The following is a 19014-nucleotide window of genomic DNA, read 5'->3' on the forward strand; positions in this document are numbered from 1 at the left end:
CGCCGCCGCCCGCACGCTCCGCCAGCACGGGCAGTGCGGCCGCGGCGGCCAGCAGCGCGAGCCGTCCCGGCCGCCGCGCCAGCCGCCGCCAGTCCAGCCAGGCCACCGCCGCCGCGCCGCGCAGCCGCGACGGCCACGGGCGCGACCTCAGGACCCTCGACCGCCAGTGGGCGTCCTCGGCGACCAGGGTCAGCGAACCCGGGTCCATGACGACGAACGCGCCCGCCGCGAACCCCACCCGCCGCGAGGCCTCCAGCACCGCGCGGGCCGGGATGCGCGCGAGGGCCGCCCAGGCCCGTGCCGCGAGGCCGGCGGCCACGGCGGCGGACGCGGTGGCCGCCGCCGTCCACGCCGCCGGGGGCGCCGACGCGATGCCGGTGAGCACGCTCTGTCCGGGTCCTGCGCTCATGACCACCGCGGCGGCCCCCGCGGCCACGAGGACGGCCACCGTCGCGACCAGCCGGCCGTCCCAGGGCTGGAACGCCTGGGCCAGGACGGCCGCCGCCGTCCCGCCCAGCGTCCACGAGACGCCCGTGACCAGGGACGCGAACAGCCGCAGCGTCAGCTCGTCGGAGGCCCCGAGGGCGCTCAGCAACACCAGGCCGAGGACCGCGCCGAACGCGGTGCACAGCGCGGCCAGGACCACCGCCGTGCGGGTCAGCACGCTCCGGCGCGGCAGCGGCGAGAGCAGCAGCCACGCCGCGTCCGCGGCCGACACCGCCACGGGCCCGAGCCCGCGCGCGAGGACCAGCGCGCCGGCCAGCAGCAGCGCGACCAGGGCCAGGCCCGCGCCCGCCCGCGCCGGGTCGACGCCGGCGGGCACCCCCGACACCGCCCGGCCGACCGCCGGGGCCGCGAGGACCACCAGCAGTCCCAGGGCGAACAGGGTGATGTACCGGTCGGACCAGGTGCGGCGGCCGCGGTCCCCGGCCCGTACGAACGCCCGGACCTGTGCCACCCCGTTCACGCCGCGGCCTCCAGGGCGATGTGCCGGGCGTCCTCGGCGAACCGCGGGTCGTGCGTCACCATGACCACCGTCCCGCCGTCGTCGGCGTAGACGGCGAGCAGTCCCGCGAGCCGTTCCCGGAAGGCCGCGTCGAGCCCGCGCTCCGGCTCGTCCAGCAGCAGCAGCCGGCTGGGGCGCAGCAGCGCCATGGCCAGGGACAGCCGCTGGCGCTGGCCGGTCGACAGCGACGACGGGGCCCGGTCGGCGCAGCCGCCCAGCTCGAACAGGTCCAGGGCCGCCCCCACCTCCAGCCGCCCCGGGCCGTGCACGCCGCGCATCAGCTCCAGGTGCTCCCGCACGGTCAGTCCGGGGTACCAGGTGGGCTCGTCGCCGACCAGGGCGACCTCGCGCCAGAAGCCGGGCTCGTCCACGGGCGGCCGGCCCAGCACGCTCACGCTGCCGGAGGCGCTCTGCAGCCCGGCGAGGCAGCGCAGCAGGGTGGTCTTCCCGACGCCGTTGGCGCCGAGCACCGCCACCACCTCCCCGGGCTCGACCGTGAGGTCGACCCCGCTCAGGACCGGGACTCCGCCCAGTTCCACGTCCACACCACGGGCCACGATGATCGGTTCGCTCACCGCCCCAGCCTAGGGCGCGGGGCCGACGCGCCCGGCCGGTGCCCCCGTCCGCGGTCCGCCCCCGCGACAGCGGCCCTCCGGGAGGCGTTCCGCCCCCTGTACCCCGCCGCTCGGCGCTGCTAGCCTCGGGGCAACGACCTACCTGGTCCACAGGGGAGTCCGCGCCGTTCGGCGTGTTCGATTCCCGGAGGTAGACGTGTTCTCCATCGATGGACCAGGTCGTGCGACGGCGCTGTGGGACATGGTCGACGGGCCGATGCCGCGCGGACTGCTCGGCGTCGGCGACCCGGACCTCCACGTGGTCGACGGTGTCGCGACGATGTTCCTGGGCGGCTTCTCCACGACGTTCCGCAACCGCATCTACCTGGCCCGTCCGGCCCCCGGCGGGGGCATGGACTCCGAGCGGTGGCTGATCGACGCCGACGCGCGCGGCCGGGCGAGGCCGATCGTCGCGGACCCTCCCCGCGACGGGTGGGACCGCGCGGGGATGCACACGCCCTCGTACGTGCCCGCCGTCGACGGCCGGCCTGCGCGCATCTACTACACCGGGCGCGCGACGGCCAGGCACTACGGCCCCCGGAGCGGCTACGCGATCGGGGTCCTGGAGCAGCGCGGGGGACGGTGGGAGCGCCGCGACGAGCCCGTCCTGCGCGGCAGCGCGCCGCGGACGAGCGTGCTCGAACCGCTCGTGGTCCACCACCGGGGCCGCTACGTGATGTGGTTCCAGGCCGACCCGAACGAGATCGGACCGGGCGAGCTGCCCGACTACGAGCTCCGGGTCGCCGAGAGCGCCGACGGGATCGCGTGGTCCGCCCCGCGGGTCTTCGCCGGTCCCGACGAGGGCTTCTTCGACAACGCCGTCCACCGTGTGGGCGACCGCTGGGTCATGGTGCTGGCGAGGGGGGCGAACCTGCACAACACTCCGCGCTTCCCCGACCAGGGCCTCTGGGTCGTCACTGCCCCCGAACCGAGCCCCGTCCGTGCCGACTGGACGACGCCGGTCCGGGTGCTGGACACGGACCGGCCCGGCGTTCCCGCGTGGATGGCGCGCGGCGTCTACGGTCCGGCGCTGCACGCCTCGGAGGGAGCGGACGGCGCCGTGCTGATGTACACGGCCGTCAGGGCCGCTCCGAAGTGGCCCGCCTTCAACCTGCGCCGCCTCCTGCGCGGACGGGCCCCGGTCGCGCCCTCCCCCTTCTACCTCGCGGTGGGGCGGTCGCGGTTGTCCGGCCCCCCGGGTGCGGTCGGGAGCTGACGCCGCCGTCGACCCGCCCGCCCCGGAACGGGTCCGGGGCGGGGCGTCGCCCCGGGAGGCGCGGCGCGGGACGGTCCCGGGCGGACGGGCCCCGCCCGCCCGGGACCCCCCGGTCAGCCCTGCGGGCCGGGGTCCTCGCCCATCGCCACCACGACCTTGCCGCGCAGCCCGCCCTTCTCCACCCTCCGGTGGGCCTCGCGCACCCTCTCCACCGGGAACACCTCGTCCACCACGGGCACGAGCCGACCCGACTCGACGTACCGGACGAGTTCGGTCAGGTCCTCGCGCGAGGGGTTGTTGCTGAAGGGCAGGACCCTGCGGCGGTCCACCGCGGCGGACCAGAGGGTGTCGGCGGTCGACCTCAGGGGGCGCCGGGGGTCGATGGCCAGCGGGAGGTAGCGGCCCCCCGGGGCGCGCAGCCTCCGGTAGGCGCCCGGCTCGGAGCCCACCACGTCGAGGACGACGTCGAACCGGCCCAGGTCCGCGGGCCCGGTCTCACGGTGGTCGAACACCTCGTGGGCGCCCAGGTCGCGGACCCAGTCGAGGTTGCGCCGCCCGGCCAGACCGGTGACGTGCGCCCCCAGGGCCCGGCCGACCTGCACCGCCGTGCTGCCGACCCCGCCGGAGGCACCGCGCACCAGCAGCCGCTCCCCCTCGCGCAGGCGCGCCTTCGCCACCAGGGCGGTCAGGACCGTGGTCCCCGAGGCCGGGAGCGCCGCCGCCCCGGCCGGGTCGAGGCCGGCCGGGGCCGCCACGACCCTCTCCTGCGGGACCGCGACGAAGTCGGCCGTGCTCCCGAACCCCATGTGCGGCAGGATTCCCAGCACCTCCTCCCCCACCCGCGCGGGGTCGACCCCGGGTCCCACGCCCGACACCCTCCCCGAGAAGTCGACGCCGAGGCCGCGGGGCATGCGCGAACCCATGACCCGGCGGAGGCTGCCCGCGCGGATCTCGGTCTCCCCTCCGCCCACGCTCGCGGCGTGGACCCGCACGAGCACCTCCCCCGGCCCCGGGTCGGGGACGGGCACCCGGTCGATCGTCAGGACGTCGGGCGGACCGAACCGCTCGTAGCGGACAGCGCGCATGGTGTTCACGGTGAACCTCTCCTCGTTGACGGGAATGGCCGGCCGCGCACCGCGGTTCCCCGCTACGAACGCCGGGGGCGGTGCGCGGCCTGTGCCGACTCCCCGACCAACGCACCGGGGCCGCGCCGTGATGGCCCCGGGGACACAAGTGAGAGACGGGGACATGGGGATTTCTCGGATCGGTGCGCCGGCGCCGGCCACGGAGCCGGACCGCCCGGCGCTCGCGCCGATGCGGCGCGATGCCGAGGACAACCGCCGGCGCATCCTGCGGGCCGCCCACGAGTGCTTCCGCGAGCGGGGCCTGGACCTGCCGATGGCGGTCGTCGCCCGGCGCTCCGGGGTGGGCACGGCCACGCTCTACCGGCGTTTTCCGACCAAGGACGCCCTGGTCATGGAACTCTTCGCGGACTCGGCCGCGCAGTACGAGAAGGTGTTCGACGCGGCCCTGGCCCATGCCGACCCCTGGGGCGGCATGGAGTACGCGCTGCGGCGCTGCTGCATCCTCCAGGTGGAGGGCCGCGTGTGCTCGCCGGAATTCACGGCCCGGTTCCCCTCCCACGCCGAACGGCACGCCCGCGAGGGCCGGGAGAAGCTGGCGGCGGTCCTGGACCGCGCCCGGGGGGCCGGGGCCGTGCGGGCCGGGATCACCACCGACGACGTGGAGATGCTGTTCGAGGCGGTCGGCGGTCTGGCCGCGTCCGCCGAACCCCACCGCCGCGCGCAGCGGCTGGTCAGCCACCTCCTGGCCTCCTTCGCCGCCTGAGGCGCCCTGGGGGCCGCCGGGCCGGGTCCCGGCCGGCGCGGGGCGCGGCCCCCTCGACCGGCGCGGGGCGGCGACCGGGGCCGGGCCGCGACGGGCCTTCCGAACGCGACGAGGCCCCCGGCGCGACGTCGTGTCGCGCCGGGGGCCTCCGACGTGTCCCGCGGCCCCGGAGGCTACTCGGGGGCCGGTGCGGACTTCTCCGGCACCAGCTTCAGGCCGACGACCGCGGCGATGATCCCGGCGAGGAAGACGATCTTGAGCGCCGAGACGCTCTCGCCGCCGGTGAACATCGCGTAGAACACGGTCAGCGCGGCGCCGAGGCCGACCCAGACCGCGTAGGCGGTGCCGATGGGGATGTGCTTGGCCGCCCAGCCCAGGCCGGCCATGCTGATCGCCAGTGCCACGAGGAACACGACGGTCGGGCCGGGTTCGCTGAACCCGTTGGACATTCCCAGTGCGGTGGCCCACACGGCCTCGAACACCGCGCTGATGAGCAGGATGATCCACGGCATGTCAGCTCACCGCCTTGAGACCGATGATCGAACCGATGAGCAGCACCAGGAGCAGGGACTTGCCCCAGGTGGCGCGGTCCTTGCCGGTGAGGAACCCCCACAGGACGGTGAGCGTGGCGCCGATGCCCACCCAGACGGCGTAGGCGGTGCCGGTCGGCAGCGAGGTCATGGCCCAGGCCAGACCCGCCATGCTCGCGACCAGGGCGACGGCGAACAGGAGTGTGGGGCGCCATCGGGAGAAACCCTTCGACGCGCCCCGGGCGGTGGCCCAGACGGCCTCCAGGACCCCGGAGACGACGAGAACGAACCATGCCATGGACAAGCCCCTTTCGAGGCCGTCTTGTCGTGGCGCGGGTACGGCTCCCTCGTCCGCTGACCCGAGGAGCGGGTCTCGACCCCAACGTACAACATCGTCCCAGGCCGGTGCCGTGAGGGTCGTCACGACACGTCCCCCCGGGAACGGGTGGGGAGGTCCCGTGCACCGGGTCCGGTTCGGGGCCCTCCGCCCCGTCGGGCGCTCGACGCCCGCCGCCGACCTGGCCCCCAGGTCGGGGGCGACTCGTGGCCCTTGGTGGCGATATGCCGCGCCCGTCTTCGCGTCTCAGCAGCTCACAGGGTTTTCAGGCCCGAGAGCGGGGGATCCCTGTGGCGTAGGCACCCCGCTCGACACGCTCAGAGGAAACCGATGCGCATCCTCTTCGCCGCCCTCGCCCTGACCGCCGCCGCCGCCCTCACAGCGTCGGCCGCCCCCGCGGCGGCCGCACCGCCACCGCCCCCCGGGGCCGAGTACATCACGGAGGAGATGTGCAGGAAGGGCGGAGGCGCCGTCAAGGAGAGCGAGGACTCCCCCAGCGGCCTGATCTGCGAGGGAGGCCGTTTCGACGGCTTCTTCGTCCACTGACCGGACCCCCGCGCCCCCCTCGGGGCCCCGCGCACCCCCGCGCGGGGCCCCACCCCTGTGCGCCGGGCCCCGTACCGGGCCGGGCACGTCCCCCGGAGATGCGGCCCGGTCGGTTCCCCGATGCGCGGGGAGCGAGGTTCCGGTCAGAGCACTAGAACGGCCATGCCCTCATCAGGAGAAGCGGGAAAGGGGCCCCCAGTGCGAGAAGGGGGAAGAAGGCCGCACGCGACGATCCCTCGAAGCTGAGCCGCAGGAACATCCTGTGCAGGAGGAAGCCGACGGCGAATCCCATCACGGACACCGCCGTGTTGAGGGCGGTGAACCCCTCGGTGAAAACGAGGGAGAACGGCAGGGCGAAGTAGAAGAGACCGGCCACGGAGGCGGAGGTCGCCTTGGTCGCCCCGAATTCCCGCGAGCCACCCCTGGGCACTCTCCTCCTGACCTCGACAGCGAACGCGACAAGACTCGGGAGAGTCGTTATCAGGAGCAGCGCCCCATAGGCCGCCGATAAAACGGCGAACGCCGTCGGGGGGTGCACGTCGGAGGATATGCTCCAAGGAAACAGGAGAAGCAGGCAGGCGTGAAGGCCGCCCCCGCCCAGGACCCTGCCTCCTATGCCGACGACGGTCATGCCTTCCCCCTGAACCAGGAACCCGCAGTTGGACGCGGCCCCGTTCGCGCATGCGACCGCCCGAGCACCGCACCTCCGAACATCGGCCGAAAATCGACACCGGCCGGAACGAAAGCAAAATGCACCACCGGAAGAGCGACACAGAGAGGGCTTTTCTTTTCCGCCGAACCGGGCGAAGCTTCTCGTAAAATTACTACCCCTTGCGAAACGCGTCAAGAGGACAGGAAACCCCGACCCACGGCGCAGCCACCCGAAGAGAAGCGCTGACTTCGAGAAACCACAGGCCAGGGTGTAGGCAGTTTTTCGAGAAACCCCCTCCTCCCGCAAAGGAGTATTGGACCTCACATAAATGATCTTCGCAGGCCCGGAGAGAAACCGCATGCGCACAGGCCAGCGGGTTTCCGCCTCCGGTGGAGGACAAAGCCACCGCTGTTTCCGCCCCTCGTGAAACGGGGCGACGGCATCCGGGCCGCTGCCGCGCCGGTTCTCGCAGCTCTTCACGCACCGAGGCACGACAGGGTTCCACGGGGTCGAGCCTCTCAGGCGCGGTGACGCTCCCCTTCGGTCCCATGGGACTCCCGAGGCCGCTGAAGACCTCACCGCCCAGGACCCCCGGTGTGGTCGAGGGAACCTGGCTTCGACCACATCCCGGCGAGCCCCGTGAACATAGCGGCACGCCCCGGCACCCGAGACCCTCGCCCGGCGGGGGGCGTCCCGCCGTCATCCGTCATCGGGAGTGCCCCGGGGGACGGGCGAGCCGGAGGCGCGCGCCGCACGGCGCCGTTGTGCCAGCAACAGGCAGGCGGGCACCGTGGCGGCCAGGAAGACCCCTGCGGAGATGGCGATGTAGCCGAACACCCCGGTGGCGGAGTTCACCGTGGTCCCGTCGACGACGACGGTGGTCGAGGACAGCACGGCGGCTCCGACGAAACTCATGCAGACCGAGCCGATCGCGCTGGTGACGGTGACCATGCTGGCGATCACGCCCTGACGCTCCGGTGGCGTGAGCTCGCCGGCCATGTTGAACCCGGAGGCCGTCAGCGCCCCCATGCTGACGTTGAGCAGCACGCCGAAGCAGATCGCGGCGGGGAACGAGGCCGCACCCGCGAACATCCCGATGGCACCCGCGACTCCTAGCAGAACGCCTCCGGTCAGGGCGACGGACGGGTCGAAGCGTGCGGCCACCCAGCCCGAGACCAGGCCACCGATGATGATCCCGACGGCCGGGACACCGAACAGCAGACTCAGCGACCCTGTCGCGTCGAGGCCGTAGCCGAGCTGCTGGTCGGGTGAGACCTGCGCGATGAGACTCAGGAGCTGGTCCATGCTCTGCACCGCACCGCTGCCGAGCACGACGACCAGGAGGGTGAGCAGCAACGGCCGCCCCAGGTTCCTGATGTCGATCACGGGCTCGGGTATCCGGCTGCTCACCAGGAACCACCTGGTCAGCAGCGCCGCTCCGACGCCGAACAGGGCGAGCGCCCCCGCGCTGAACCACCCGATGCCGGAGCCGAGGCTGATGTACCCGAGCACAGCGGTCAGGCCGCCCCCGAGCAGCAGGGCCCCGACCACGTCGACGCGTCCCGGTGTCCTGACCCCGTGATCCGGAACCACGGCGCGGATGCAGACGACTGCGAGGATCGCGAGCAGGGACGAGGCCGCGAAGACCGCCTTGAAGCCGAATTGCCCTGCCATGGCCTCGATCAGGACGCTCAACCCGATTCCCAGAAATCCGGCCCCTGTGGTGACCGCCCCCACGGCGGGCATCGCGACCTTCGGTGCGCACAGGTCGCGGACGATGGCGGCGGTGAGGAAGACCGCCGCCACGGCGGCGCCCTGCATCATCCGGCCCAGGACGAAGATCCAGAGGTTGGGGGCGGCCATGCAGACCAGCGCACCCCCGCAGGCGATGAGCAGTACGACCGTGAGCATCTTGCGTTTGCCGTGGATGTCGGCGCTCTTGCCGAACAACGGCGCCCACATCGCTCCGGCCAACATGGCGCTCGAGCTGATCCAGGCCGCCTGGGTGGTGTCGAAGTGGTCGAGCATCTGGGGCAGGACGAGCAGCGGGGCCACGATGACCGTGTCCGCCACGATGTTCGCCAGAAGCAGGGCCACGATCTGCACGCCCAACCGCGGACTCCAGTGCGTATGCGGCGCTCTGCGTGATGGTGCGGGGGTGCTCATGCTGTTCTCCACAGAACTCCTTCGATGGGGAAGGGGCGTCGGCTCGGACCATGCGGTGGAGCGCTGCCGCACGAAGGCCGGCCCGGGACCCACCGGGTGCGCCCCGGGCCCCGTGCACGAAGACGACGGTCATGGTCACCCCCTGCTCGATCCGGTGACCAGGCCTTGACGCCAGATCTGATCGCCCGGCCCGCACGGGAGCAGGCCGGTTCGGTCCGCTGTGCCGTCTCCGTCGTGGACCGCGGTCTACACCGGTGCACCGCTGCCGACCGGGGCGGCGGCACGGTCCTTCTCGAGCTTTCGTCGACGCCATGCGCCGCCGAGCCGCAGGATGAACGAGCGAAGCACCTCGGCGACCCGGCCGGAGGGGACGAACATCTGCTGCTTGATCCGTGCGGTGCGCTGGTGGCTCCGGATCGAGGGACGCAACCCCGCCTCCCAGGCGGTCAGTGCGGCACGCAGGTCGGCCGGGTTCTCCCGCAGGGCCCTGCCGAGCGCGTCGCCGCCGCGCAGGGCGCTGGTCGCGCCCATGCCCGAGTACAGGTTCAGGCACCAGGCCGCGTCGCCCACCAACACGGTCCGGCCCTCGCTCCATCGGGGCATCCTGACCTGGTGCACCGAGTCGAAGACGAACTCCGGAGCCCGTTCGAGCCCGTCCAGGACGTGCCGCACGACCGGGTCGTCCATTCCGGAGAAGACCGATCGCAGCCGCTCGACCCGGTCCCCGGTGAACTGCTCGGCGATGTCAGCGGTGCGGTAGGTCAGCAGCGCGGTGGGGGCCCGGTCGGCCAACCCGAACACCCAGGCCGCACGCCCCGCGCGGGCACTGATGACGCTGTCCTGCGCACCATAGGACGGCACCTGCTCGTCGAGCTGGAAGGCGCAGATCATCGCGTCCCAGTTCGTCATGTACTCCTCGTGCGGACCGAAGACCATGCGCCGCACGCTGGAGCGCATCCCGTCGGCGCCCACCACCAGGTCGAAGCGCTCACGGTACTCGTGGCCGGCTCCGATGTCCTCGAGCACCACCTCGACGTCGTCGGCGCCGTCGTGGATCTCGGCGGGCGCCGTGGCGAATCGCACCTCGACAGGTTCACCGCCGGCCCCGGCGATGCTCTGCCAGAGCGCGGCCTCGATGTCGCCGCGTACCACCGCGGCGGGCCGGCCGGGCTGGTGCAGGAATCCCAGCCCCGGCGACGACCTCCCGTCACGGTCCAGCTCCCACGCCTTGCCGGCGTCGGGAGGGTTGCGGACGTGCAGGTCCTCGCTGATGCCCAGGTCGACGGCCGCCTGCCTGCCGTCGGGCAGCAGTCCGATGAAGTACCCGCCCCTCCGTCGTTCGGGCGCCCGTTCGACGATCACCGGGGCCCATCCGGCCGCACGCAACCCGATCGCCGCGGACATGCCCGCGATCCCGAGTCCCACGACCAGTGCTCGCTTCTGCATGGTGCTCTCCTTCGCCTTGCCGATTCGGGATTGCCCGGAGCCATCGGATGCGCGGCTCCGGGGTCGGTCAGTCCGGGACGACGACGGCGCGGGTCCGCCCCTGGTGTGCCCAGGCTTCGCCGACCCGGTCGAGCGGGTAGGCGGTGTAGGGGGCCTGGAAGGTTCCGTTGGCGAAGTGCGCCATGACCGCGGGGGCCTCTGCGAGCAGCTCGGCCTTGGAGACCGAACCGATGCCGCTGCCCGTGACCCGGATACGGCGGCTGCGCAGCAGCGCGGCGGGTACGGCGGCCCGCGCCCCGGCGAGCGAGCCGATCTGCACGTACGCCACCTCGGGGGCGTCCTCGCTCATGCCGCCCCGGGCCAGGGCGGCGAAGGCTGCTTCGGCGACCGTGCCCCAGAGGAAGTCGAGCACGAGCGTGGGCGGGGCCTGGTCGACGGCCGTGGCCAGAGCGGTGGCGAGGGCGTCGGGGCCGTCGTGGTCGAGCGAGACCGGCAGAGCGCCCAGCTCCCGCAGTCGCTCCAGCGCCTCCGGGTCCCGACCGGCGGCCACCACCCGGTCTGCGCCGAGTGCCAGCGCGGCCCGCACCGCCAGGGCGCCTGACATGCCGGTCGCCCCCAGCACCAGCACGGTGCCGAGCCGGCCCACTTCCTTGCGCCTGGCGGTCAGAACCATCCAGCCGGACAGGCCCGGGTTCATCCCGGCAGCCACGGCGAGGGGGTCGGCCCCGGCCGGCAGCTCCAGCTCGAACGGCGTGACCAGCCGCTCGGCCATCGTGCCCCACGGCGCACGGGCGAAGCCCGTGTAGACCAGGCTCCCGCCGGCGGTACGGGCCACCGCGTCCACACCGGGCACCAGCGGGTAGGCGTGGCCGCTGCCGTAGTGCTGACCGGACGCCAGCCCGCGCACGACATGGTGCAGACCCGCTCCGACCAGGTGGAGCGGCTCCTGTCCCGGCTTCGGCTCGGGGTCGGGGAACTCGGCGCAGACGGGCGTTGCCCCGGGGCCGTTGACGATTGCAGCGCGCATCAGAATTTCCTTAACTAAGTTAAGTTCTTGGTGCGATCAGACTGCCTGAACTTTGTTAAGCTGTCAACATGGCCAAGGGGATCACTCGGGAACAGATCGTGACAGCGGCACTGAGCCTGCTCGACGACAAAGGCTTGGACGGCCTCACTGTCCGCGCGCTCGCCGCCCGGCTCGAGGTGCGCCCGCCTGCCCTGTACTGGCACATGCGCAACAAGCAGGAACTCCTCGACGAGATGAGCACCGCCGTCATGCGGCGCGTCACCACCGCGGTGTCGGCCCTCCCGCCGGCCGACGGCTGGCGAGAGGACCTCGCCGCCTACGCGCGGATCCTGCGCTCGGAGTTCCTGCTCCACCGGGACGGGGCCCGTATCTTCAGCGGTACGCGCATCGCCGACCCCGACGTGGTCCGGATGAAGGAACCGTGGCTCGCGCGCTGGACCGCGCAAGGAGTCGGCCTTGCCGATGCCGACGACGCCATCGACCTGGCCGTCGCCTTCGTCGTCGGTTTCGTCATCGAGGAACAGGAACAGCAGCAGTCGGCCGGGACCGACCCGTCGCGCTACTCGATCGACCAGCGCGACGCGTGGCTGGGGCCGGACGTCCCGCTGGTCAAAGAGGCCGGTCACCTGCGCGACCACGGCGACCAGCGGTTCGAGCGACACTTGGGTATCGTCCTGGACGGTCTCGCAGCCCGCTTCGACAGCTGACCCGCCCCTTGGAGCGCTCGTGTCCAGCCCGGCGACCTCCACCAGGTGCTCGACGCCGGGATGACAGCCGACTGCACGGAGTGGTCCACGACGAGAACGCGGCCGTCCTCGGCGGCGTCGCCGGGCACGCCGGAGTGTTCGCCCAGGGGCCGGCCGAGCCGGCACACCACTTCCTGAGCGCGCGGCAGGGCCGGGGGCCGTTGACTGCCGTCGGCGCCTACGTCGGGGAGTCCTGGAAACCGGCTGTCCGGGCGGACGCGACCACCGGTCGCGGGCACGTCCTCCCCCGGGGACGCGACCCCACCGACTCCCCGAGTCGCAGAGGGCAGGAATTACGGAAGGATGCGCCGAGCCGTTTCGGTGCCTCGGGCACATCCCCGCTTGTGCGTGGGGAGCAGATCGCGAACCCGGCGCGGCAGTCCTGGCAGCTGGGTCCATCCCCGCGTGCGCGGGGAGCAGCCTTGCGCTCATTCAGTAGTGCACGAACACCAGGGGCCATCCCCGCGTGCGCGGGGAGCAGCGCCGACGGGCTGACCGGAACGGCTGCCGGTGTGACGCGAGGGGTTCTGACCCCGGACGATCTTGTACTTATAGCCGGTCTCGGCGCCCAACCTCGCTATAAGTACAAGATCATCGCGAGAGGGGACGGGCGTCAGAGTGGGTTGAGGCGGGCCTTGAGCAGGCAGAACTCGTTGCCCTCGGGGTCGGCCAGGACGTGCCACTGCTCCTCCCCCGTCTGGCCGATGTCGGCCGGGCGGGCGCCGAGCGCGAGGAGCCGTTCGAGTTCGGCGTCCTGGTCGCGGTCGGTGGCGTTGACGTCGATGTGCAGCCGGGGCTTCCCCTTCTCCGGCTCGTCCCTGCGGCTGAGGATGATCGTCGGCTGCGGACCGCCGAACCCCTCGCGCGGACCGATCTCCAACGTGCCGTCGTCCTCGCGGTCGAGCACCACGAAGTCCAGGACCTCGCACCAGAACCGCGCCAGCACCTCGGGATCGCGGCAACCGAGCACGAGCTCACTGATACGACATGCCATGAACGCAACCCACTCTCATCCGGAGAACCGCCGGGGAGGCCGCACGCGAACTTCGTGGGCGCCCCTCGGCGTGACGACCCGGCGACTGTACCGAACGGGACGGGCGGGGGCCAGATGTTTTCGGAGCCGTCCGGGACCCGGCGCCACCTGCGCTTTTCAGAACTGCCGCCGACGCCGGCGCGGTGGTCCCGCCCCGGGGCGCTACTGCCCGTCGAGGACCCCGGGGGTGTCGTGCAGGACGACGCTCTGGTGGAGCGGGACCCGGCCCCGGCGGAATTCGTTCACCGGCGCGGTCCGGTCGGCCGTGCCGAAGGAGATGCCGAAGAGCAGTTTGAGGTCCTCGGGGACGCCCAGGAACTCGCGGACGGTGTCGGCGTAGAACCCGAGGATGGTCTGCGGGATGCCCCCGAGCCCGCGGGACGCCAGCGAGAGCAGGAAGTTCTGCGCGTACATGCCGATGTCCCCGGCCGTGCGCACCCCGTCGCCGATGACCGGCATGAAGAGGAAGGCGGCGTGCGGGGCGCCGTAGAACTCCAGGTTCTCCCGGACCGCGAGTCTCCTGCCCTCCCGGTCCGCGCGTTCGATGCCCCGGGCCCGGTAGTGGCCCGCGGCCTGGGCCTGCGCCCGCTCCTGGTAGACGCCCTCCCCGTAGTCGGCGGTGAAGTCGGGGGAGGACCGCCCCTCCTCCTCGGCCCGGAGCAGTTCCTTGCTGAGGGCGTCCCGGGCCGCGCCCGAGACGACGTGCACCGTCCACTGCTGGGTGTTGCTGTTGGAGGGGGCCGTCTGGGCGTCCTCCAGCACGCCGCGGATGTCCGACGGGGACACGGGGTCGGGCAGGAACTGGCGGGGCGAGCGCCGGGCGAGCGCGATGTCGGTGAAGGGTGAGGCGGTGGTGGGCACGGCATTTCCTCTTGACGGTGCTTGTCCCCGTGGGCACGGCGGTGCCCACCGGGTCGGCGCAGGTCGGGTCGTGTGTCAGCGGTGGAGCGAGCGGTTGAGCTCGACCGTCTCGTCCAGCGTGGGCGCGGAGGTGAGCGCGGCGAAGCGCTCCATCATGCGGACGCGGTTGAGCGGGGCCTCCTCCCGGTCGGCCGCCTCCAGGGCCGGTCCCAGGTCTTCGAGGACCAGCTCGGTGCAGTAGGCGGGCGTCATCGGCTGCTGGCGCCAGGAATCGGCGAGCGTCCCGGCGTCATAGGGGTCGAAGCCGCTCTCGTCCACCAGGCGCATGGCCACGCGTCGCGCCTCCGGGGAGTCGGCCGCGACGGGAAGCGCGATGCGGCCCGGGGTCCCCGCCGGTACGCCCTTGGTCTGCAGGGTGCCGGCCAGGACGGCGTTCCACGCCTTGACGACGGGCCGTCCCAGCTGCTCGGCGACCCACAGGCTCTCCACCTGGCCCTTCTCCACCGCCTCGACGGGGCCGCCGAGGTGGGGGAAGTAGTTGGAGGTGTCGATGACCACGGTCTCGTCGGGCACGGTGGCCAGGAGGGCCGCCAGCGACGGGATCCGTGTGAAGGGGACGGACAGGATGACCACGTCCTTGCCCTGGACGGCCTCGGCCGCGGTCACCGCCTCGGCCCCGTGCTCCAGCGCGGAGGCGTCGATCGTCTCGGGGCCCCGGGAGTTGGCGACCTGGACGTCGTGTCCGCCCGCGCTGAACGCGCGCGTCAGCGTCCGTCCGATCTCCCCCGCGCCGATGATGCCGATTCTCATGGTGTGTCCCTCTCGAAGGCGCGCCGTCCCGAGGTGGGTGCGGCGCGGTGTGATGGGTGGCCGGGCAGGCGGGAGCGCACGGCTGCCGGGACGGCCGACGGCGCCGGGATCCGGCGGGGAGGGAGGCCGGCGGCCTACTCCTCGCCGTCCTGTTCCCGGTATCCGCTCTCGATGAGTGCGCGCAGCCGGTCGAGCGACTCCTCGTCGGTGGCGCCGGAGCCCTTGATCCAGGCGACGGAGACGGCCGCGAGGTAGAGGTCGTACCCCTTCACCGAGGGGCGGGCGTGCCCCGCGAGCTGTGCGGCCCGCACGTACTCGTCGGTGGTGGCGATGAGTTCGTCGCAGGGGAGGGTGAGCGGGTTGTCCGGTTCCCTCTCCCGGACCGCGGCCATGAGCGGTTCCGGCAGCCCGCTGAAGGCGCTGAAGTACTCCTCCAGAGCCCGCAGCCACTGCCGCAGCGCCTCGGAGGCGTCGCCGAGCAGGGCGATGTCCTCCTGGCGGGCCACGAGTTCCTCGGACCGCGTCTGCAGCACGGCCGCCAGCAGCGCTTCCCGGGTGGGGAAGTGCCGGTACAGCGTGGCCGGTCCGACGCCCGCCTCCTTGGCCACCGCCTCCAGGGAGGCGCCGACCCCGGCTCTGAGGAAGTGGCGCTGCGCCGCTTCGAGGAGGGCGGCGCGGTTGCGCTGGACGTCCGCCCGGGGCTTGCGCCCCTGCTGCCCCTTGGCGCTCATACGCCCCCCTGACCTCGGTGTTTCCGGCTCCTCGAAAAAACGGAGGCTGCCTCCGCACAGGAACGAGCTTAAAACGGAGGCTGCCTCCGGTCAAGTCGCCGCCCTCGGTCCGCCACCGTCCGGACGTCCTGAACGGTCGACGCGCGCAGGCGCATGCCACCCGTGGGTGCCGTGTCGACCAGGGCTGTGGCGACCGGGGCTGTGGCGGAACGGGCCCGGCCCGCGCCGGAGGCGGCGAACAGGCCTCCGGCCCGCCTCCGCGTGCGCGGAGGCGGGCCGGAGTGTTCGCGTGTGCGGCGGCTGCGGAGCGCGGTCACTCCATGCCGGAGACGGCGTCGCAGAGCAGGTCCACGGCCGCCTGGGTACGGCCCGCCTCGTCGAGCGTCTCCTCGGCCTCGGCGCCCGCGGGCAGTACCTCGACCTCGACGACGAGGTTGTCCATGCGGTACAGGGCGTGCCCGGAACCGTTCGCGGTGCCGCTGAGCGGGAGCCTGCCGTCCGGGCAGGTCGCGGACTCGGAGCCGTCCGACTCCGGACGGCTGTCGTAGAAGTAGCTCGTGGCGGCCTCGATGCCGTTGTCCTTGCGGATCCCGTTCACCTGGCTGGTGAAGACGGTGGTGCGCAGGTCCACCTCGTGTCCGGAAGCGGCCTCGATGCCGGGGGTGACGACGCACTCCAGGCCCTCGGCTCCGTACGCGTAGGAGTGGTCGGCCTCATAGACCTCCAGGTTCTCGCCGTTTCCGGCGATCTCGCTCGCGGCGTCGGTGTCCAGGAGATCGCACGGACCCGGCGGGGAGGTGTGGACGTCCTCCGGGCCGAACCAGCCGAAGTAGTACGCGCCGCCGAAGCCGACGGCCGCCATGACGAGGAGGAGGACGGTGGCGCAGCCGCAGCCGACCCAGGCGAGGGTCCTGCCGACGGAGCCCTTCTTGGGCGGGGCCTGCTGTGCGGGCGGCTGCCCGGGGCCGGGACGGCCCTGGCCCTGCGGCTGTCCGGGAGGAGGCCGGTGGCCGGGCGGAGTCTGTGGTCCGGAGTGCGGTTGGGGGCCGGGGGGCGGCTGGTGACCGGGCTGTCGGGGAGGGTGGGGACCCTGGGGAGGCGGGGGGCCGGGTTCGTGCATGGTGGGTACTTTAGTCACGCCCGACGACGGGGTCGGGGGACGTGTCCGGCCTGCTTCGGCCTCAGAGGCCCCCACGTCCCCGGGGTGAGAACACTGTGGCCTGCGAGAACACCCCGCCCACGACACGCACCAGGACCTAGGAGTGTTCAGCGAGGTAACGCCTGTTCGTCTCCATGAGCTCCTCGAGCGAGTTCATGGACACGCGGAGGGACTCGACCGTCGAGGTGAGTCGCGCGCGTTCCCTGGCCATCGTCCTCGCCGCGCGTCGCGCCTCGTCGACGGAGGGCCGCTTCATGCACGGGATCATGTCCGCTATCGCGGTGCTCGATACGCCCGCCGCCAGGAACGCCCGGATCAGTCCCACGCGCTCCACATGCTCCTCGCTGTAGTGCCGCTGACCGCTGGCCGAGCGTGTGCTCTCGAGGAGGCCCTGCTCCTCGTAGTAGCGCAGGGAACGTCTGCTCGCACCCGTGCGACGCGACAGCTCGCCGATCCGCATCCTGTTTCACCGTCCTCCGCTTGACACTCACATCGATGTGAGCATTTACCGTAGCGCTGGCCGCTTCCCGTATCCACGGAATGCGCCGCCACCGGCACATCGCGACATCGACAGGAGCACCCTCGTGATCAAGTTCGTCTATCTGGTCAACCGCGTCGAAGGCATGGAGATCGACGAGTTCGTCGACCATCACCGCAACCGGCACGCCCCTCTGTTCACCTCCATCCCCGAGGCGCTGCGCTACGTGAAGAAGTACGCCGTCTCCCACCCGGTTTCGGCCGAGGGCTACCCGGAACCCGCCTACGACGGCCTCACGGAGATCTGGTTCGAGAACTGGGCCGATCACGACGCGTTCTTCGCGTCCGAGAACTACCGGTCGAAGGTGAACCCGGACGAGGCCGTGTTCATCGACCAGAAGTCGATCGGCGTCATGGTCACGGAAGAACGCGAGGTGATCTGATCGCCCGGCGGGACGCCGCGCGCGGGCTCCCATGACCCGCCGGTGCGGCGCGCCCTGCCGCCACGGTCCTGTCCGGCAGGGGAAGAGGGGGAAGGCCCCGCCGAACCCGTGATGGGCCGGAAGCGAACGCGATGAGCCGCGACGGACCACTGGTGCCACAAGTCGTCCTCGGCCTGGTGGCCCGGTACGGAGCGGCGTCTGTCCTATGGGTTCGTCAGCCGACGGACGGGCTGTACGTGCGGCCGACCCGGCGGATCTCCTCCAGCGGATACGGGGTCCGCCTGCTCCGGCTCCGGAACTCGCGGTTGAAGTCCGACATCACGGCGGCGACGGGCGCGTGCCGGGCGATGACCGCTGCGGCCCCCTCCGGGATTCCGGTGGGGCGTCCACCCTCCGCGTAGGAGCGCACCAGCTCCTGGCGGCCGTCCCGGTCCTCCACCTGGAATCCGTACAAGGCGGTGACCAGCCAGTTCACCAGATACGTGGCGGTGTAACAGCGGTCGTAGGACTGATGCCGGTCGAAGGAGTCGGCCTCCTCCCGCGACAGCTCGAACCGGGAGGAGAGCGCGAGGCCGTAGTCCGCGAAGTAGAGGCGCCGGCCGTCGGTGAGGATGTTCTCGAAGTGCGCGTCGAAGTGCAGGAGCCCCCGCGCGTTCATGAACGAGGTGGTGGCTTCCAGTTCCCGCTCCACCATGGCGCAGGCCCGGTCCACGGCCTCGTCGCCTGCTCCGACCTGGGTGCCCAGCCACTGGTGCAGGTTCTGCGGGATGTACTCCAGGAACAGCGCGACGCTCGCGTGGGACCGCTGGAGCGCCTCGATCCGGCGGCGCACCTGCGTTCCGCCGCCCCAGTAGGCGACAGCCCGCTCGATGTCGGCGAGTTCTTCGGGCAGGGGCGTCGCATCCGGCAGCACCCGCCAGTGGTACATCAGGGGGAAGCCCTCGTGCTCCGCCGTGAGCGCCCAGTTCGTCGTCATGGTGTGCACGGCGAGCTCTCTCCAGGCCCCGAAGCCCGGACTGCCGATGGCGCCGGTGCCGTACTGGCAGAAGGCGGGCAGCTCGAACAGGTTCGCCGTGGATCGGACGTGTTCGGGCTGTCTCTCCAGGTCGGTGAGGGGCACCCGCTTCACGAAGACCGGGGTTCCGGCGATTTCCAGCAGGGCCGACGTCCCGCCGATGCCGGATCCGATCGGCACGGCCGTGTCCACGAGCTCGCGCAGGGCGCGATCGCTGTACAGGGCCAGGGACGTGGAGACCGCGCCGTGGGCGGCGATACGCGCACCGTGCGACATGTCGGGGTCTTTCACTGTTACCTCCGCCTGGGCGCGGGTCGCCGTCCTTGGCCGGCTGCACGGCTGAGCCGGGCC

General features: G+C 72.4%; 21 protein-coding genes and 1 riboswitch. Of the genes, 5 read left to right on the top strand and 16 right to left on the bottom strand.

Annotated features, from left to right (window positions below):
• Both ACFQBR_RS05530 and ACFQBR_RS05535 read right to left on the bottom strand, forming a co-directional pair.
• The coding region (locus ACFQBR_RS05530) for a DUF6297 family protein (protein ID WP_378552274.1) at positions 1-967 on the bottom strand (967 nt) is incomplete at its 3' end.
• Positions 964-1581 carry an ABC transporter ATP-binding protein gene (locus ACFQBR_RS05535; protein ID WP_344178297.1) on the bottom strand — a complete coding sequence of 206 codons (618 nt, stop codon included), beginning with the start codon at positions 1579-1581 and terminating at the stop codon, positions 964-966. The genes ACFQBR_RS05535 and ACFQBR_RS05530, both read right to left, overlap by 4 nt.
• 196 nt (positions 1582-1777) lie before the next feature.
• Between ACFQBR_RS05535 and ACFQBR_RS05540 the strand changes: the two genes are divergently transcribed.
• Positions 1778-2836: a hypothetical protein gene (locus ACFQBR_RS05540; protein WP_344178299.1), complete on the top strand. Its 1059-nt coding sequence runs from the start codon at positions 1778-1780 to the stop codon at positions 2834-2836.
• Positions 2837-2949: 113 nt separating this feature from the next.
• On the opposite strand, the gene ACFQBR_RS05545 is transcribed toward ACFQBR_RS05540, so the two are convergent.
• Positions 2950-3921 (bottom strand): NAD(P)-dependent alcohol dehydrogenase, encoded by a 972-nt coding sequence (locus ACFQBR_RS05545; protein ID WP_344178499.1) that lies wholly within the window; start codon positions 3919-3921, stop codon positions 2950-2952.
• 163 nt (positions 3922-4084) lie between these two features.
• Here ACFQBR_RS05545 and ACFQBR_RS05550 point away from each other — a divergent pair, with 163 nt between their 5' ends.
• On the top strand, positions 4085-4684 hold the full coding sequence (locus tag ACFQBR_RS05550; RefSeq protein WP_344178301.1) for a TetR/AcrR family transcriptional regulator: 600 nt from the start codon (positions 4085-4087) through the stop codon (positions 4682-4684).
• 173 nt (positions 4685-4857) lie between these two features.
• Here the strand turns inward: ACFQBR_RS05550 and ACFQBR_RS05555 are convergent, their stop codons facing one another.
• Positions 4858-5196 carry a DMT family transporter gene (locus ACFQBR_RS05555; protein ID WP_344178303.1) on the bottom strand — a complete coding sequence of 113 codons (339 nt, stop codon included), beginning with the start codon at positions 5194-5196 and terminating at the stop codon, positions 4858-4860.
• Position 5197: 1 nt separating this feature from the next.
• Positions 5198-5512, bottom strand: a complete 315-nt coding sequence (locus ACFQBR_RS05560) for a DMT family transporter (protein WP_344178307.1) — start codon at positions 5510-5512, stop codon at positions 5198-5200.
• Between the two features lie 12 nt (positions 5513-5524).
• A riboswitch (guanidine-III (ykkC-III) riboswitch) is annotated at positions 5525-5591 on the bottom strand.
• A gap of 290 nt (positions 5592-5881) precedes the next feature.
• Here ACFQBR_RS05560 and ACFQBR_RS05565 point away from each other — a divergent pair.
• Positions 5882-6097 carry a hypothetical protein gene (locus ACFQBR_RS05565; RefSeq protein ID WP_344178309.1) on the top strand — a complete coding sequence of 72 codons (216 nt, stop codon included), beginning with the start codon at positions 5882-5884 and terminating at the stop codon, positions 6095-6097.
• A gap of 151 nt (positions 6098-6248) precedes the next feature.
• Here ACFQBR_RS05565 and ACFQBR_RS05570 read toward each other — a convergent pair whose 3' ends face one another.
• The 4 genes from ACFQBR_RS05570 to ACFQBR_RS05585 all read right to left on the bottom strand — a co-directional run bounded on the left by ACFQBR_RS05570 (position 6249) and on the right by ACFQBR_RS05585 (position 11388).
• Positions 6249-6728, bottom strand: a complete 480-nt coding sequence (locus ACFQBR_RS05570; protein WP_344178311.1) for a hypothetical protein — start codon at positions 6726-6728, stop codon at positions 6249-6251.
• Between the two features lie 720 nt (positions 6729-7448).
• The gene (locus tag ACFQBR_RS05575; protein WP_378552557.1) at positions 7449-8855 is read right to left on the bottom strand and encodes an MFS transporter; all 1407 of its coding nucleotides are present in this window, start codon (positions 8853-8855) and stop codon (positions 7449-7451) included.
• Between the two features lie 306 nt (positions 8856-9161).
• The gene (locus ACFQBR_RS05580; RefSeq protein ID WP_344178315.1) at positions 9162-10361 is read right to left on the bottom strand and encodes an FAD-dependent monooxygenase; all 1200 of its coding nucleotides are present in this window, start codon (positions 10359-10361) and stop codon (positions 9162-9164) included.
• A 67-nt stretch (positions 10362-10428) separates the two neighbouring features.
• Positions 10429-11388 (bottom strand): zinc-binding dehydrogenase, encoded by a 960-nt coding sequence (locus tag ACFQBR_RS05585; RefSeq protein WP_344178317.1) that lies wholly within the window; start codon positions 11386-11388, stop codon positions 10429-10431.
• Between the two features lie 98 nt (positions 11389-11486).
• Between ACFQBR_RS05585 and ACFQBR_RS05590 the strand changes: the two genes are divergently transcribed.
• Entirely contained in the window at positions 11487-12095 is a 609-nt protein-coding gene (locus tag ACFQBR_RS05590) for a TetR/AcrR family transcriptional regulator C-terminal domain-containing protein (RefSeq protein ID WP_378552281.1), read from the top strand.
• Between the two features lie 652 nt (positions 12096-12747).
• Here ACFQBR_RS05590 and ACFQBR_RS05595 read toward each other — a convergent pair.
• The 6 genes from ACFQBR_RS05595 to ACFQBR_RS05620 all read right to left on the bottom strand — a co-directional run bounded on the left by ACFQBR_RS05595 (position 12748) and on the right by ACFQBR_RS05620 (position 17188).
• A complete protein-coding gene (locus ACFQBR_RS05595) occupies positions 12748-13128 on the bottom strand; it encodes a VOC family protein (protein WP_267949628.1) in 381 nt (126 codons plus the stop codon).
• A 201-nt stretch (positions 13129-13329) separates the two neighbouring features.
• The gene (locus tag ACFQBR_RS05600) at positions 13330-14028 is read right to left on the bottom strand and encodes a nitroreductase (protein ID WP_344178319.1); all 699 of its coding nucleotides are present in this window, start codon (positions 14026-14028) and stop codon (positions 13330-13332) included.
• A 75-nt stretch (positions 14029-14103) separates the two neighbouring features.
• Complete coding sequence (locus ACFQBR_RS05605; protein ID WP_344178501.1) at positions 14104-15069, bottom strand: NADPH-dependent F420 reductase; 966 nt, start codon at positions 15067-15069, stop codon at positions 14104-14106.
• Positions 14973-15569, bottom strand: coding sequence for a TetR/AcrR family transcriptional regulator (locus tag ACFQBR_RS05610; protein WP_344178320.1), 597 nt, complete (start codon positions 15567-15569; stop codon positions 14973-14975). Before ACFQBR_RS05610 ends, ACFQBR_RS05605 begins: the two co-directional genes overlap by 97 nt.
• Positions 15570-15882: 313 nt before the next feature.
• Complete coding sequence (locus ACFQBR_RS05615; protein WP_344178323.1) at positions 15883-16689, bottom strand: hypothetical protein; 807 nt, start codon at positions 16687-16689, stop codon at positions 15883-15885.
• 136 nt (positions 16690-16825) lie between these two features.
• Positions 16826-17188 (bottom strand): MerR family transcriptional regulator, encoded by a 363-nt coding sequence (locus ACFQBR_RS05620; RefSeq protein WP_344178325.1) that lies wholly within the window; start codon positions 17186-17188, stop codon positions 16826-16828.
• 124 nt (positions 17189-17312) lie between these two features.
• On the opposite strand from ACFQBR_RS05620, the gene ACFQBR_RS05625 reads away from it, so the two are divergent.
• Positions 17313-17648, top strand: a complete 336-nt coding sequence (locus ACFQBR_RS05625) for an EthD domain-containing protein (RefSeq protein WP_267949623.1) — start codon at positions 17313-17315, stop codon at positions 17646-17648.
• Between the two features lie 214 nt (positions 17649-17862).
• On the opposite strand, the gene ACFQBR_RS05630 is transcribed toward ACFQBR_RS05625, so the two are convergent.
• Positions 17863-18939: a protein kinase family protein gene (locus ACFQBR_RS05630; RefSeq protein WP_378552286.1), complete on the bottom strand. Its 1077-nt coding sequence runs from the start codon at positions 18937-18939 to the stop codon at positions 17863-17865.
• Positions 18940-19014 lie beyond the last annotated feature (75 nt).

The organism is Nocardiopsis tropica, from assembly GCF_042660575.1.
GTDB classification, from domain to species: Bacteria; Actinomycetota; Actinomycetes; order Streptosporangiales; family Streptosporangiaceae; genus Nocardiopsis; species Nocardiopsis tropica.